Raw genomic sequence first — 14669 nt, 5'->3', positions numbered from 1 at the left:
CAAAATGAAATTTCAGAGCTATAAATTCTCTATAAGATCTTCAATATTTTGATAAACAGTAGTGTTTTCAGGTAGTTTTAAATCTTCAACACTTAAAAATTTCGGGCCTAGTAGTAATAGTTGATTTTCTGTGTTTTGCAGAAGTAACTCGCTAAACGTATTTATATAATCAGGTATTTTTTCAACCTCAGGATTAACAGTGAAATAAGACACAAACACTATATCAGTAAAGAACTCAAGTACACTAGTTAAACTTTCAACAGGAACACTTTCTCCCAAAAATATAGTATGATAACCTTTACTTCTTAATTGGTAATTGATAAATAACAAGCCAATGTCATGAATTTCATTTTCCGGCAAATACAGAATGTAGGTTTTAGAGTCTGGTTTTGGCTCAAGACTTTGCAACCTTTCAATATTTAGTAAAATTTTCTGCTTAATGTGAACAGAAAGGAAATGCTCATGTGCAGGGGTAATGGTATTTGTTTGCCACAGGATACCAATTTCGTTTAGTAATGGCCTAAAAACCGTGTAGAAAATATCACTAAAGCTTTTGTTTTCTATAAGATTGTTATAAGTGTTGTAGAAAAGCACTTGATCAAAGTTAATCATGGCCATCTTGAAAGCATTAATAGCATGATCTTCTACTTTAGATCTTGAAGCAATCTCTCTAACCTTTATGGGTATTTCTTCTTCCTCTAATTTCGCAATTTTGGAAATCTTATAGCCATTATTATTTAAGAACGAAATGTTTAAAAGCTTCTGTAGGCTAAAAATACTATATGTTCTTATATTAGTATCTGTTCTATTTGGTTCAAGTAAATTGTAGCGCTTCTCCCATATTCTTATGGTATGCGCTTTAATCCCTGTAAGATTTTCCAGATCTTTAATACTGAAATTTACTTGTATATTGTTCATGTATAATTAAAAAAAGTTAAACAAAAATACGGAATTTTTTAATAACATATGTTAAAATTGCGAATTATTTAAGGCAAATTATGGATTTTTTCAAAACCATATCACTTATTAAGACCCATTCTTAAATAAAATTCTTTCTTTGTAAACACACAGGTATACGCTATTTTTGATGAGTTATATTTATACACTAGGCACCTATTTTTATTATGCTATTACCTTTTTTGTTTTCTAAACTGAAAATCAACACTTTGTTTTATGCTTTTATGCTCTTGTTTTTCTTTTCTTGTAACGATAAGAAACAAACATACGTAGAGGCCAAGCAAGAACGTGTGTTTGTGTCTTCAGAATTAATCCCAGATAACCACTTTTTAGGAGATAAAGCCTGTGCCGAATGTCATGCCGAAGAAGTAGAAGAATGGAAAGGTTCTCATCATGATAAGGCTATGCAAATAGCAACAGATACTACTATTTTAGGAAATTTTAGTAATGCTACCTTTAAAAGTCAAGGTGTGGTTTCTAAGTTTTTCAAAAAGGATGGAAGTTACTACGTAAATACAGAGGGACCTGATGGAAAAAATCACGATTATAAAATTGAATATACTTTTGGAATAACACCCCTACAGCAATACATAGTTAAATTTCCAGATGGGCATTTCCAATGTTTAAGAACGGCTTGGGATACCGAAAAAAAGCAATGGTTTGATTTGTATCCAGATTTTAAGGTGGTACATTCAGAATGGCTACACTGGTCAAGAGGAGGCCTAAACTGGAATAACATGTGCGCCGATTGTCATTCTACAAATGTTAGGAAAAATTACAAACAAGAAGATCATAGCTATGATACAAAATACGCTCTCATAAATGTGAACTGTGAAGCCTGCCATGGTCCTGGAAAAAATCATATTGAACAAGTAAAAAAGCAAGGAGATAAGTATGTTGCCACAGATGGTATGTGGATGACCAGCAAAACCGAACCTAAGGAATTGGTGGATCAATGTGCAAGATGCCATATGCGAAGAGAGCAGTTCTCTGGTCATTTTAATTTTGAAGGAACGATGATGGATCATTATTTTCCTCAAATTTTAACCAACAATTTGTACTATCCAGATGGACAAATTTTAGATGAGGTTTATGTGTATGGGTCTTTTGTACAAAGTAAAATGTATCAAAATAATGTTACATGTACCAATTGTCATAATGCCCACTCACTAAAATTGAAATTCGAAGGAAATGCGCTATGTTTACAATGTCATGAACAGCCTAAATATGATGCGCCATCTCATCATTTTCATGAAGCAAATTCAGAAGGTGCAAAGTGTATAAACTGTCATATGGATGGTAAAATTTACATGGGGAATGATTACAGACGAGATCATAGTTTCAGAATTCCAAGACCAGATCAAAGTTTAAAATATGGCACTCCTAATGCTTGTACTAGATGTCATACAGATAAAGATGATGAATGGGCATGGGAGCATTTTAAAAAGAATTATGGTGAACCAGATTATACGCATTTCTCAGATTTGTTAGCTCCTGGTTTTACTGCTGAAGAAGGTGGATATCATAATCTATTGACACTAGCAAAAGATACTATTTATCCGGAGTTGGCAAGGGCGTCGGCCGTTAGTGCAATGACAAATTATTATACTGAAGATGTTATTAACAACATGTTAGGTTTCCTAGAAGATGAATCTCCTGTGGTACGTGGAGCAACCATAGATGCTCTTGGAGAAATAGCCAATACTGATTATGCTAAGTATTTTATCCCATTGTTAAAGGACCCTAAACGAACTGTACGCGTAAAGGCATTTTTTGCATTAGGATCTTTAGACGAGTTACAAATTCCAGAGGAATATAAAGAAGCTTATCAAAAGGTTAAAAAGGAGTTTGAGATTCATTTAAATGTTACCGCAGATTTTGCAGGAGGACGCGCTAAACGAGGGGGGTACTTTCTTAAAAAAGGAGATATACCTAATGCCATTAAGTCTATGGAAAGCGCTTTAGAGATTGATAATATAAATAACATCATTAGAAGTAATTTGGCAAATCTTTATTACCGTAACGGACAAATTAAAGAAGCCGAAGAGGCCTTTAAAACTATTATAGATCAAGAACCTGAATTTGCTCAAACCTATTATTCTTACGCTTTATTGCTAGGAGAACAAAATAGAGTAAAGGAAGCCATTGAACAAATGGAATTAGCAATTAAATACATGCCAGAGAATGTTAGGTTTTATTATAATTTAGGCCTGTTGTATGATAAAACCAATAATTTTAAGAAAGCAGAGGCAACAGTAGTTAAAGGTCTAAAACAAGCTCCGCAAAATGGCGATTTATTGTATGTGCTAGCTTATCTATATCAAAAGAATAATCAAATTTCAAAGGCAGTTAATATTGCGCAAAGGTTGGTACAGTTGTATCCTAATAATCAACAATACATGGCTATGTATAATAATTTGAGAGGGGTACAATAATACGTTTTCAAAAAGTTCTTTATAAAGGATTGTTTTACTAACTTTAGTAAAGCAATTTAAATATATTGTTTGAAACATTTTAAAACTATAAAAGCCTATTGTAATGCTATAAATATTACACCTCCAAAACAGGATTTTTTTGACATAAGACGTTTTGAGGATAATATGGCAACCGTTTTGCCTAAAGCGGAACCTTTTAAGCATGAGTTTTATGCCATTGCAATAAAAGTTGAAGGTTCTGGTAAGGCCATATCTGGACATCATAGTGACTTTCCTAATGGAGCTACTGTCTTTTTCAATATTCCTTTTCAAATTATATCATGGGATATCATACAAGATTGGCAGGGCTATTATCTTATGTTTTCTAAGGAGTTTATAGTTAAATCTAGATATTTACAAAAGCTTTTAACCGACTTTCCCTATTTAAAAATAGACCAATCTCAACCTTTTTTGGTGGAACCTAAAGAAGTGTCAACGCTCTTATCCGTCTATGAGGCTATATTTGAGGAAAACCAAAATTTAAAGGAAGATTCACTTCAACTTATAGAAGCTCATGTTCTTGTGTTATTAAATTTTGTAAAACGTTTTTTTAAGTTGCAAACAGATCAAAATCATTTAGAATCAGCGTTTAGAAAGGCCGATATTAATTTATTATCACGTTTTCAAACCTTAATAGAAACGAGTTTTTACCAAACCAAAATTACTTCAAAAAGAATTCATAGCACAAGTTTTTATGCTTCACAATTGGCAATACACCCTAATCATCTAAATGCTATTGTAAAGCAAATAACTGGGCATACAGCTAAAACACACATACATAATCATGTGTTAAGTTTGGCAAAATCACATCTATTACAAACACAAATGAGTGTTAAAGAAATTGCGTACGCCCTACACTTCGATTCGCCAAATAATTTTAGCAGCTTTTTTAAAAAACTCACCAATCAGACCCCAAATACCTTTAGGAAAAACGGTAATCTTTGATTTTTATACTTCCTTATTTGATTTTATAAATAACTAACAAACATAGGTTTGCACCTTTGTAGTATCAAAATAAACGATATGAGAAGTACTGCATTTATAGTTTTAACCGTAATGGTTTTCAATAACCAAAACCCACATACACAACTAAGTAATATGGATAATAAAGTAAATATTCAAGAAGTAATTACAAGTTTATTTGTAAATACAGACAAAAGGAATTGGGCGGAAGTAGAAGCTCAATTTGCACCCAAAGTCGCTCTAGATTATTCCTCAATGACTGGAAATAAGGCTGAAGAATTAACGCCAACTCAAATAACAGAAGCTTGGAAAAAAGTTCTACCAGGGTTTACACATACCAATCATCAAATAGGAAATTTTATCACTACGGTTAAAAACGCATCGGCAAAGGTGTTTTGTTACGGTACGGCCACACATTATTTAAAGGATAGCAAAGGAGATGTTTGGATTGTAGTAGGAAGTTATGACTTTAACTTAGAAAAGAGTGGTAGTAAATGGAAAATAGTGTCAATGACATTCAATTTTAAGTATCAAGATGGTAATGAAATGCTAGTAGGAAAAGCTATTGAAAATGCAAAGGCTAAATAAAGAGAAATGCTTAATAATCATCGCATTATTGGTATTGCTGTTTTCATGTCATGAGAATAAGATTGAAAGACAACAAAAGGAAATGAGTCAACTATTAAAAGATAAGCAAAACATCATGGAAATCAGAGAAAAAAATAAGGCAAGTGTGAAATCCTTTTTTACCGCATTGGAAACTAAAAACATGAACGTTTTACTGAAGTTGTTTGCTAACGAAGCAAAACATATTAATCCATATCATTCTGGAATTTTTCCGGAAGGTGCAAATGGTAAAGAAGAAATTGAAAATTATTGGAAACCTGTTTTTGAAAATTTTGATGGTATGACATTTCCTCTGGAATATCTATACGCCATGGAAGATCATAATATGGTTTTTGTGAAATACAAGGGATATATTAAACTTAAAAATAGTTCTAAAGTTTACAGCAATGAATATTATTCAACATTTAAGTTTAATAGAGATGGACAAATAATAGAATATGTAGAAATTTTTAATCCAATCTTGGCTGCAAAAGGTTTTGGATTACTAGGAGAAATACAACCATAGAAATAAAAAGTAAAGTTGCAACTGCGATACTTCGTATCATTAGTAACTAGTAAAACTAATGGTTAGCAGTAAAACGGAAATTAGGAACATAACAGAAAAAACAAAACAATGAAAGTAATAGAATTTAAAAGTGAAGGTTTAACCGTAGTAGGGAATTTATATTATCCGGAAAACTACAAAGAGGGGAAGCAGTACTCTGCATTAGTATGCTCAGGAAGTTGGACTACAGTAAAAGAACAAATGGCAGGTTTATACGCCGAAAGTTTTGCTAAAGAGGGATTTATAACGTTGGCATTTGACTTTAGAAACTTTGGCGAAAGTGAAGGGCTACCTAGAGCATGGGAAAACCCAAAAATGAAAGTTCAGGATATCAAAAACGCTGTTAACTTTTTAGCTACACTGCCAGAGGTAAATAAAGAAAAAATAGGTGTATTTGGTGTATGCGCAGGATCAATGTATAGTTTGATTGCAGCTTCTGAATATGATGAGATTAAAGCAGTGGCAACTACAGCTTCTTGGCTACATGATTCGGAAGCTGTAAAGTTATTCTATGGAGGAGAAGAAGGTGTGAAGCATAAAATTAATATGGCGCAACAAGCCAAGACAAAATTTGCAGAAACTGGTGAGTTTACTTATGTGAAGGCAATATCAACTACCGATGAAACAGCTGCAATGTTTGGTCCATTTGATTATTATTTAAATCCTGAACGAGGTGCCATACCACAATGGAATGCAGATCAGTTTGCTGTGGCTTCTTGGGAAGATTGGTTAACGCTTAATCCGTTTCATTCAGCAAAAGCATTAAGAAAACCGTTATTAATGATACATTCAGATGGCTGCGTATTACCAGACTACACCAAAAAGTATTTTGAAGCTGTAGCGTTTTTGAATAAGGAATTAATTTGGGTAGATACAGATTTAGAATCGCCAATGCATCAATTTTCGTTTTACGATCAAAAAAAAGAAGTGGGATTGTCTGTAGAAAAAACAAGTGATTTTTTTCGAAAGAACTTGTAAATTGATGATCGTAAAATGAAAAAAAGAGCCTTAATATTTGTGTATTAAAGGCTCTTTTTTTGTGCACACGAGAAGATTCGAACTTCCACGTCCATACGGACACTGCCCCCTCAAGGCAGCGCGTCTACCAATTCCGCCACGTGTGCAATTAAGGAGTAGGGCGCAAATATATAAATTACTACTGTAACCAAGGTTTAATTTGTTAAAATCATTTTTTAACTCGCATTCTTAACCTTAGAAAATACTTAATTTATCCTTAGCAGGAGACATTTATTATACCTATAAGGACATTTGTCCTCTTGAAAGCGCCAAGCAAATTATAGTTTTGAATTACTAAACGACACTAAACTAAAAACTAGATTAAACAAATGCTAATTAAAAAGTACGCACTTATAGCTCAGGTGTTTTTCATAAGTCTCTGCACTTATGCAAAAGATATCTACGTAGCTAAAAATGGTGATGACAGTAACCCAGGAACTATGGAGAGTCCTTATTTAACAATTTCTAAAGCGGCCAGTGTTGCGGTGGCTGGAGATATTGTTTATATAAGAGAAGGAACATACGAAGAAACGCTTTCACCAGCTAATTCGGGTACAGCGGGTAATCCCATTATTTTTCAATCCTATCCTGGTGAAAAGGTAATCATCTCTGCTATGGAAGCCTTATCTGGATGGACTCAAGATTCAGGTTCTATTTATAAAACAACAATTTCCTTTAATTCTTTAGGTCAGAATAATTTTGTTGTAAATGATAAAACACCATTAAATTTAGCGAGATGGCCAAATAAAACAAGTGATGATCCTTTTATTCTTAATTCCATAAGAAATACTGGAGGTAGTGATGGAAATACTATAAACGGAGCCTATTTAACAGAATCCAGCATACCTGGAATAGATTGGACGGGAGGCGCACTATGGTTTTACGGTGACAGACCAGGTTCTGGATGGACAGCCTGGAAACGCCAAATTACAAGTAGTTCTGCCGGCAGAGTTAATTTTAATTTTACTGCAGGACAGGATTGGATTAGAACTTTTCATCCACCAGCCGATAAAGGAGATTTCTATTTAGAAGGTGTTAAAGAAGCATTAGACTATCAAAATGAATGGTATTATGAAGATGCTACAAATACTTTATATGTTCAATTACCTGGAGGTGTTGCACCAGAAGATGGTAAAGTGCATATGAGAAGACGAATAGAAACTATAAATCTAAAAGACAAAAAATATATTGAAATAAGAAACCTAGCCCTTTATGGAGGCAACATTAATATGGAGGATAGTTCTACATGGCATCAAACCAATGCTAATACTAGAACTACCAACATTGTACTTTATGGTGTTTCTGTTTTTTATGGCAACCACACACAAGGCGTTTTTGATGGTGTGCATACAGGTAAAGCAGCAATAAAAGTTCAAGGATCAGATCATATTATAGAAAAATGTGAGGTGGCTTTTAATGCGGCTTCTGGTATTGATGCTAGAGGAAATAATCTAATTATTAGAAATAACTATGTGCATGACTGCGATTTTCTAGCCGTTTACGACGGACCATTAATTATTAGAGGTATCAATAATACTTTAGTGAAAAACAACACCATATTTAATGGAGGTAGAGATGCTATTCAGTATAATGGAGAAACTAATGAGATTGCCTACAATAATGTTTATAAAAGTAATCGTTTGGCAGATGATTGCGCTTTATTTTATACTGTAGGCCCTAGAGAAACGGTTACAGAGATTCATCATAACTGGTTTCACGATACAGATTCTCCAGGAACTAAATACAAAGCTGCTGGGATCTATTTAGATAATAGTGCGTCTAAATATTTGGTGCATCATAATGTAGTTTGGAACACAGAATGGACTAACATTCAGATTAATTGGGATGGAGCTGACATTAATATTTATAATAACACGCTTTGGAATGGATCCGCTGTTATGGGTGCATGGCATAAAGATGGCACACAGTTTACCAATGTAAATGTATGGAACAACCTATCTGATGATGACAACTGGGAGCCTCAGTCTGATAAACAAAATAATATGCAAGTAACATCGGACGTTTTTGTGAATTTAGATGGCGGTGACTTTAACCTTAAGGCAGGCGCTTCCCCAATAGATCAAGGGAAGCAAATTGCAGGAATTACCGATGGGTTCATAGGGGCTAATCCTGATGTTGGCGCATATGAAAATGGTGGTGATAATTGGACAGCTGGTATCGATTGGATTCCTTTATACGGTCCAACAGGACAAGGGTGTTACGGTTTACCAGGAGAAAATTGTGTTGCTTTTGATCCTGATGATGATGATAATGACGGTGTTGATAACGCCGATGATTTATGTCCAGATACCCCATTAGGTACTACAGTAAATACCGATGGTTGTGAAGTGTTCACAATACCGGCAAGTAATTTTAAGGTGAGGGGTATAGGAGAGTCGTGTAGAGCTAGTGATGATGGTGCTATAGCAATAACCTCAATAGAAACCACATTACAGTTTAAGGCAAAAATTACCGAAACAGGAACGGAAAAAGATTTTACATCAGATGTCATGTTCTCCGATTTAGAGGCTGGAGATTATACGGTGTGTATTACCACCACTGAAGATGCTAATTATGAGCAATGTTTTTCTGTAACCATTTTAGAACCAGAAGATTTGTCGGTTATATCTAAAATAGGAGATTCTAAAAGTCAAATAACCTTAAGTCTTAGTGGAGGTTCTAACTATAGTATTGAATTAAATGGTACTGTTATTGAAACATCACAAAATGAAATTACACTACCACTAGTTAAAGGAGTTAATAATATTTCGGTAAAAGCAGATAGAGATTGTCAAGGTAAGTACTTTGAGACTATTAGTGTATTTGATGATGTTACCGTATATCCAAATACAGTAAAAGATAGTTTCACCATAGCTTTTCCTGAGAAAGTTAATGCTCCAGTTACCTATGAGGTGATTTCAGCAACAGGTAAAGTAATTATTAGTAAAACAGAAAAAGTAAAAAATCAAAGAATACAGGTTAACACACAAAGTTTAAGTGCAGGAATGTACTTTGTTAAAATAAATGCTCAACATATTAATTCAAAAACAAAAATTGTAAAACAATGATATTAAGTAAATTTTTAAAAGGAAGTTTTTTAGTTGCATCTCTAGCTCTACTTAGTTGTGGAGGCAGTGGAGGAGGCGGTGGTAGTGATGATGATGGAGGTACGCCACCAGAAGAAATACTTCCACCTGAAGCAGCGGTATTAACCTCTCCTGCTAAGGACGAAGAGTGTAATCAAGGAAATGTCGTATCCGATACAAAAAGTAGAGTGACATTCGACTGGAACGCAGCTGCTAACACTAACAGTTATACACATGTCTTAAAGAATTTAGAAACAGATGTTGAGACAGAGCAGACTACCTCTTCTACTTCGATATCACTTACCATTGATAGAGGTGTAGCTTATTCGTGGAAAATTATTTCTAAATCAAATAAAACAACAACTACTGCAACCAGTGAAATATGGAAGTTCTATAATGCAGGAGAAGGTGTTGAGAATTATGCACCGTTTCCAGCTGAATTAGTAGCACCAGCAATGGGTAGTGAAGTTGCCTCGCCAGTTACATTAAGTTGGACGGGAAGTGATGTGGATAACGATATAGCTTCATATGAGGTGTATCTAGATACCAATGAAACACCAACTACAGTTCAAGAAACGACTACAAATACGACAATTGAAAATATTGCACTAAGTGCAGATACAGTATACTATTGGAGAGTGAAAACTACCGATGAAAGTGGTTCAAGTTCATTATCTCCAGTTTTCGAGTTTAGAACTGAATAAATTATTTAGTTCGTTTTTTTTGTTAGCAAAAAACCAGAGCATTTGCTCTGGTTTTTTAGTTTTATAATATGGGAAGTTTTTTATGAATTAATTCGGAAAGCAAAGGCATGAGCACCTTTCTTTTCTGGTAGTGCAACATGCAACCCATCATCTTTAACTTCAAATTTTAAATTAGTTTCACCACCAATAAAATCTATGGATTTAATAGTTTTCTTTAAAAGTGAATTTCCTTTTTTAAATGATTTAATAATCAATTCATTGTTATCTGGCCAATCCAGAGCAATAGCATAAAGTTTATCACCCTTAGTTGTAAATCTAATATCTCTAGCGGTGTTATCATCATTATTGCGTTCACTTAAATGGCCTTCAACTACTTTTGCATCACCTTCACCATAAGTATCAAATGTTCTGGTGCCATAAATAGCTTCACCATTTACAGCTAACCATTGTCCCATTTCTAATAAACGTTCCTTTACAGGTTCTGGAATTGAGCCATCAGCCCTTGGCGTAATATTTAATAAAACAGCACCATTTTTACTAACAACATCCACTAAAAAATCAATTAATCTGTTGGTAGATTTATAATCTGGATTGCTAATATGACTCCAGGCCTTCCAATCTATAGAATCGTCTGTTAACCAAGGAAAATCTTTTTTCTCGCTCATTCTGGCACGTTCTAAATCGTAAACTGCACTACCTTCAGCAAAATCATAAAATTTATAGGTAGAAACCACTTCTTGTCCTTTCTTTTCCGCTTCGTTATAGTAATACTGTAAAAACCCTTTTCTGTGCTCCTCACTAACAATATCCATTTTATTATCAAACCATACCAAATCAGGATCGTACTTATCAATAATTTCTTTTAATCTATTCAACCATTCATCATTAAAAGCTTGGTCTGCAACAGGGTAGTATTTTTCAATGCCTTGGTCTATTTCATGTTTTCTTTTTGGCATTTGGTTGTCTCCTTTTTTCAATTTTGGTCCATAGAGACCAGCGTATTTAGGGTCAGAAGCGTCAGTTGTTTCATCCCATGTAGGATACCAACCAAATAACCATTGACGATGATAAGTGGCTATAAACTTCATGTCGCGTTTACGTATTTCTTTGGCTAACTCACCCATTACATCACGTTTAGGTCCCATGTCTTTAGCGTCCCACTCTGTTAATTCACTATCCCACATGGCAAAACCATCGGCATGTTCAGATACTGGTCCTGCAAATTTGGCTCCTGCTTTTTCAAACAAATCGGCCCATTCAACAGGATCAAATTTTTCCGCTTTAAACATAGGAATAAAGTCCTTGTACCCAAATTCATTTAGAGGACCATAGGTTTTAACGTGGTAATCGTAAATTTTATGTGCTTTCCCGTTTCTAGCCTCGGGGTTGTCTTTGTTTACATACATCCAGTGCGCATACCATTCGGTTTCATAAGCTGGAACTGAGTATGGCCCCCAGTGACAATAAATTCCAAATTTGGCATCTAAAAACCAATCTGGTGTTTTGTGTTGCTTTAAAGATTCCCAATCGGCTTCATAAGTTATAACCGGTTTTTCAGGAACCTCCTTAGTTTCTTGTTGCCCTACCTTATTGTTACATGAGAATAAGATGGCTAAAACAAGTAGTGATAAAAATGTTCTCATTGTTTTATGTTTAGTTGTTTTCTTGGTATTCTTTTTTCTTGGCTAACAATATGTGATCACAAACCAAAACCAATTCATCTTTTTGATTAAAAATTTCAACATGTTCATTAACATGACCTAAATGCGGGTGTTTGGAATCTTTCTTTTCGCTTATGGTTACAACAACTCTAATAGTATCACCTATATGTACTGGTTTTACAAACCTAAGTTTGTCATAACCTTTAGAAAAGGCTTCTGGGTTAATTTCTGTAGCAGTCATTCCAATACCAACGGCAAAGGTTAATGTACCATGTGCTATACGTTGTTTAAACGGTTGTGTGGCACACCATTCAGCATCCATATGATGTGGAAAGAAATCGCCAGTGTGTCCTGCATGTACCACAAAGTCGGTTTCTGTAATAGTTCTTCCTAAGGTTTCTCTTTTATGACCTAATTCGTAATCTTCAAAAAACTGTGATTTTATATGCATAAATTTTTCTTTTTAAATGTTATAGTTAGGGGCAACACCTCCATCGTTATTAGATTCATAAGCAGCCTCTACAATGGCCATAGAGTGTACTACATCTTCAACACTTGTATGTAATAGGTCTGATGATCCTTCAACATAACGCATTAATGAGGCCATTGTACCTACAAATGCATCAGGAAACCAGGAACCTTCTAATTCTACTTCAATCCATTCAGGAGTTTTGCCATCTTCAACAAGACAATATTGAAATAAGTCTGGTTTACCATGTGGGTAATCTAATAAAAGCCCTATTCTGGCTTTTACAGCTCCTTTAGTACCTTCCCACTTAACAAAACTTTCTTGGTTTTTTTCTCCAAAATTATGGTCGTGATTAGTGTTAATAATGGCTCTCATGGAATCACTGTAATCCATTATAGTAGTAGTTCGTGTTGAGGACATAGTTTTAGCTGGATTCTTTAGTGTTTTGGAGTACACTTTTTTAGGGTTGCCCAAAAACGAACGAATGAGATCTATATAGTGAATACTGTGTTGTTGAATTTCTAACCTTGGATGGTTAACAACATTAGGAAAATATTCCCAAGGTGTATAAATAGATAAGCGTACTTCAAAATCATAAAGTTCTCCTATTAATCCTTGCTCAATTAAGTATTTGGCTGCCATAACATATGGTGCAAATCTCATTTGACAATTAATTGCTGCTTTTAACTTTTTTCTTCTACAAACCTCAAGAATTTCAAGAGTTTGTTTGTAATTGTCACCCATGGGTTTTTGAATTAAAACTGCAGCTTCATCGGGTAGCAATTCTAAAGTAGCTACAAATTGATTAGGCATTAGAGTTAAGTCAAAAACTGCATTTTCAGGCGCATCCGCTATCATATCTTCTACAGAGTCATAAACATTTTGGATGTTAAAAGTCTCTGCCACGTCAATAGCACGTGGTTTGGTTCTATTGGTTATACCAACCACATTAAAGCCTACTTTTTTATATGCAGGTAAGTGCGCATCACGAACAATGCCCCCAGCGCCAATAATGTAAATAGGTCTGTTTTCTTTTGGAAGTTCTGGTTTGTAAACTAATTCCATAAGTTATATATTTTCAATTCTGTTTATTTCTTTTTGAGCTCTATTTAAGATGCCTTCAATGTCTTCTGAAGTATTAATAACGTCTAGTACTAATTGATCTATAACATCTGCTATTTCGGACCAATTAGATTTTCTTGGTAGGGATCTGGTGTTTTGATGAAGCTCTTCTAATTTATAATAGTATGGTACCTCATCATTTACATCTTTATCATGCCATGTAGACTTTCTGCATCCAATAGCGCCTTCTAGGGTAAGGAGCTTATCACTTTCTTTACTTACTGCAAATTTGATAAACTCATAAGCTAAGTCTTTGTGTTTACTTCCAGCGCCAATAACATACATCCAGTAGGCATTTAACGAAGCACCTTCTCCATTAGGTCCTGCAGGAACATTGGCTATATCTACTTTGCCTTTTACTTTAGAATCTTCTAAGAATTCACACATTGAAGCAAATCCAAACCAATTTACCATCATTGCTAAGTTACCATTTGCAAATGCCATACCTGATTTTACCGAATCGAAATCTCTAGAATTTGGATGTATGGCTTTTGTGTTTTGAAGTGCTTTTCTATAGAAAGACATGCCTTCTATGGCTGCGTTGGTATTAAGTTTAATATTTTTATTGGCATCAAAAAGATCACCACCCCTTGTCCATAATTGTAGGCAGAAGTCAAAAACAGTATTATGGCCATCGGGATATGCAGCAAACGTGGTGCCATATAGATTTTGTTCGGGCCTGTTAAAGAACTCTGCAACTTGCATTAGGTCGTCCCAGGTTTGTGGTATTTCTAGGGGTTTACCATATTCTTCATAGAATGAAACGCCTTCGTCCATAGACTCAAATAAGTCTTTTCTATAGATTAAACATTCTGGTCCATCATGGAACGGTAACGCTACCGTTTTTCCATCAAATTCTTGTTTGTAAAGTAGCGAACGGGACCAACCGTTAGGGAAATCTTCTGGAGCACTATGTTCTATATATGGTGTTAAATCTTCTATTGAACCAGAAGAAAAGGCTTCTGTGATCCAATCTGTATTAATAAGAGAAACATCCCATTCGCCATTCTTTAAACCTTCGTCTTTTAAAATGGTGTCATAAAGT

At 34.5% G+C, this 14669-nt stretch carries 11 protein-coding genes, 1 tRNA gene and 1 pseudogene; 7 read left to right on the top strand and 6 right to left on the bottom strand.

The genetic code is table 11. The features are described 5' to 3' along the window. Positions 1-18: 18 nt before the first annotated feature. Positions 19-918, bottom strand: a complete 900-nt coding sequence (locus FUA24_RS24030) for a MerR family transcriptional regulator (RefSeq protein WP_148545880.1) — start codon at positions 916-918, stop codon at positions 19-21. Between the two features lie 206 nt (positions 919-1124). Between FUA24_RS24030 and FUA24_RS24025 the strand changes: the two genes are divergently transcribed. The 5 genes and pseudogenes from FUA24_RS24025 to FUA24_RS24005 form a co-directional block, all read left to right on the top strand. Further along, positions 1125-3392 carry a tetratricopeptide repeat protein gene (locus FUA24_RS24025; protein ID WP_148545878.1) on the top strand — a complete coding sequence of 756 codons (2268 nt, stop codon included), beginning with the start codon at positions 1125-1127 and terminating at the stop codon, positions 3390-3392. 69 nt (positions 3393-3461) lie between these two features. Then, complete coding sequence (locus tag FUA24_RS24020) at positions 3462-4376, top strand: helix-turn-helix transcriptional regulator (RefSeq protein ID WP_148545876.1); 915 nt, start codon at positions 3462-3464, stop codon at positions 4374-4376. 78 nt (positions 4377-4454) lie between these two features. Next, positions 4455-4982, top strand: coding sequence for a nuclear transport factor 2 family protein (locus tag FUA24_RS24015; RefSeq protein WP_148545874.1), 528 nt, complete (start codon positions 4455-4457; stop codon positions 4980-4982). Then, positions 4966-5526: a nuclear transport factor 2 family protein gene (locus FUA24_RS24010; protein ID WP_222861386.1), complete on the top strand. Its 561-nt coding sequence runs from the start codon at positions 4966-4968 to the stop codon at positions 5524-5526. Before FUA24_RS24015 ends, FUA24_RS24010 begins: the two co-directional genes overlap by 17 nt. Positions 5527-5631: 105 nt before the next feature. Then, positions 5632-6543 (top strand): annotated as a pseudogene (locus tag FUA24_RS24005) (alpha/beta hydrolase); the annotation flags it as partial. 62 nt (positions 6544-6605) lie between these two features. Here FUA24_RS24005 and FUA24_RS24000 read toward each other — a convergent pair. Next, positions 6606-6689 (bottom strand) — tRNA-Leu (locus FUA24_RS24000). A gap of 222 nt (positions 6690-6911) precedes the next feature. Between FUA24_RS24000 and FUA24_RS23995 the strand changes: the two genes are divergently transcribed. Together FUA24_RS23995 and FUA24_RS23990 are read left to right on the top strand one after the other, a co-directional pair. Further along, the gene (locus FUA24_RS23995) at positions 6912-9650 is read left to right on the top strand and encodes a T9SS type A sorting domain-containing protein (protein WP_148545870.1); all 2739 of its coding nucleotides are present in this window, start codon (positions 6912-6914) and stop codon (positions 9648-9650) included. Next, positions 9647-10372, top strand: coding sequence for a fibronectin type III domain-containing protein (locus tag FUA24_RS23990; protein ID WP_148545868.1), 726 nt, complete (start codon positions 9647-9649; stop codon positions 10370-10372). Before FUA24_RS23995 ends, FUA24_RS23990 begins: the two co-directional genes overlap by 4 nt. An 80-nt stretch (positions 10373-10452) precedes the next feature. On the opposite strand, the gene FUA24_RS23985 is transcribed toward FUA24_RS23990, so the two are convergent. The 4 genes from FUA24_RS23985 to FUA24_RS23970 are packed head-to-tail and all read right to left on the bottom strand — an operon-like array spanning position 10453 to position 14608. After that, entirely contained in the window at positions 10453-12015 is a 1563-nt protein-coding gene (locus FUA24_RS23985) for an alpha-L-fucosidase (protein WP_148545866.1), read from the bottom strand. Positions 12016-12025: 10 nt separating this feature from the next. Next, positions 12026-12484 (bottom strand): MaoC family dehydratase, encoded by a 459-nt coding sequence (locus tag FUA24_RS23980; protein ID WP_148545864.1) that lies wholly within the window; start codon positions 12482-12484, stop codon positions 12026-12028. Between the two features lie 12 nt (positions 12485-12496). Further along, complete coding sequence (locus FUA24_RS23975) at positions 12497-13567, bottom strand: Gfo/Idh/MocA family protein (protein WP_148545862.1); 1071 nt, start codon at positions 13565-13567, stop codon at positions 12497-12499. A 3-nt stretch (positions 13568-13570) separates the two neighbouring features. Further along, positions 13571-14608 (bottom strand): ABC transporter substrate-binding protein, encoded by a 1038-nt coding sequence (locus tag FUA24_RS23970; RefSeq protein ID WP_246147156.1) that lies wholly within the window; start codon positions 14606-14608, stop codon positions 13571-13573. Positions 14609-14669: the final 61 nt, after the last annotated feature.

It is taken from the genome of Seonamhaeicola marinus (genome assembly GCF_008085455.1).
Note: the sequence above shows the minus strand (reverse complement) of the source record. Positions and strands in the feature narration are given on the sequence as shown.

Bases quoted from the DNA above. Each gene is read 5' to 3' on its own strand.
- FUA24_RS24030 (WP_148545880.1), bottom strand. From the start codon at position 918: ATGAACAATATACAAGTAAATTTCAGTATTAAAGATCTGGAAAATCTT.
- FUA24_RS24015 (WP_148545874.1), top strand. From the start codon at position 4,455: ATGAGAAGTACTGCATTTATAGTTTTAACCGTAATGGTTTTCAATAAC.
- FUA24_RS23985 (WP_148545866.1), bottom strand. From the start codon at position 12,015: ATGAGAACATTTTTATCACTACTTGTTTTAGCCATCTTATTCTCATGT.
- FUA24_RS23975 (WP_148545862.1), bottom strand. From the start codon at position 13,567: ATGGAATTAGTTTACAAACCAGAACTTCCAAAAGAAAACAGACCTATT.
- FUA24_RS23990 (WP_148545868.1), top strand. From the start codon at position 9,647: ATGATATTAAGTAAATTTTTAAAAGGAAGTTTTTTAGTTGCATCTCTA.
- FUA24_RS23995 (WP_148545870.1), top strand. From the start codon at position 6,912: ATGCTAATTAAAAAGTACGCACTTATAGCTCAGGTGTTTTTCATAAGT.
- FUA24_RS23980 (WP_148545864.1), bottom strand. From the start codon at position 12,484: ATGCATATAAAATCACAGTTTTTTGAAGATTACGAATTAGGTCATAAA.
- FUA24_RS24025 (WP_148545878.1), top strand. From the start codon at position 1,125: ATGCTATTACCTTTTTTGTTTTCTAAACTGAAAATCAACACTTTGTTT.
- FUA24_RS24010 (WP_222861386.1), top strand. From the start codon at position 4,966: ATGCAAAGGCTAAATAAAGAGAAATGCTTAATAATCATCGCATTATTG.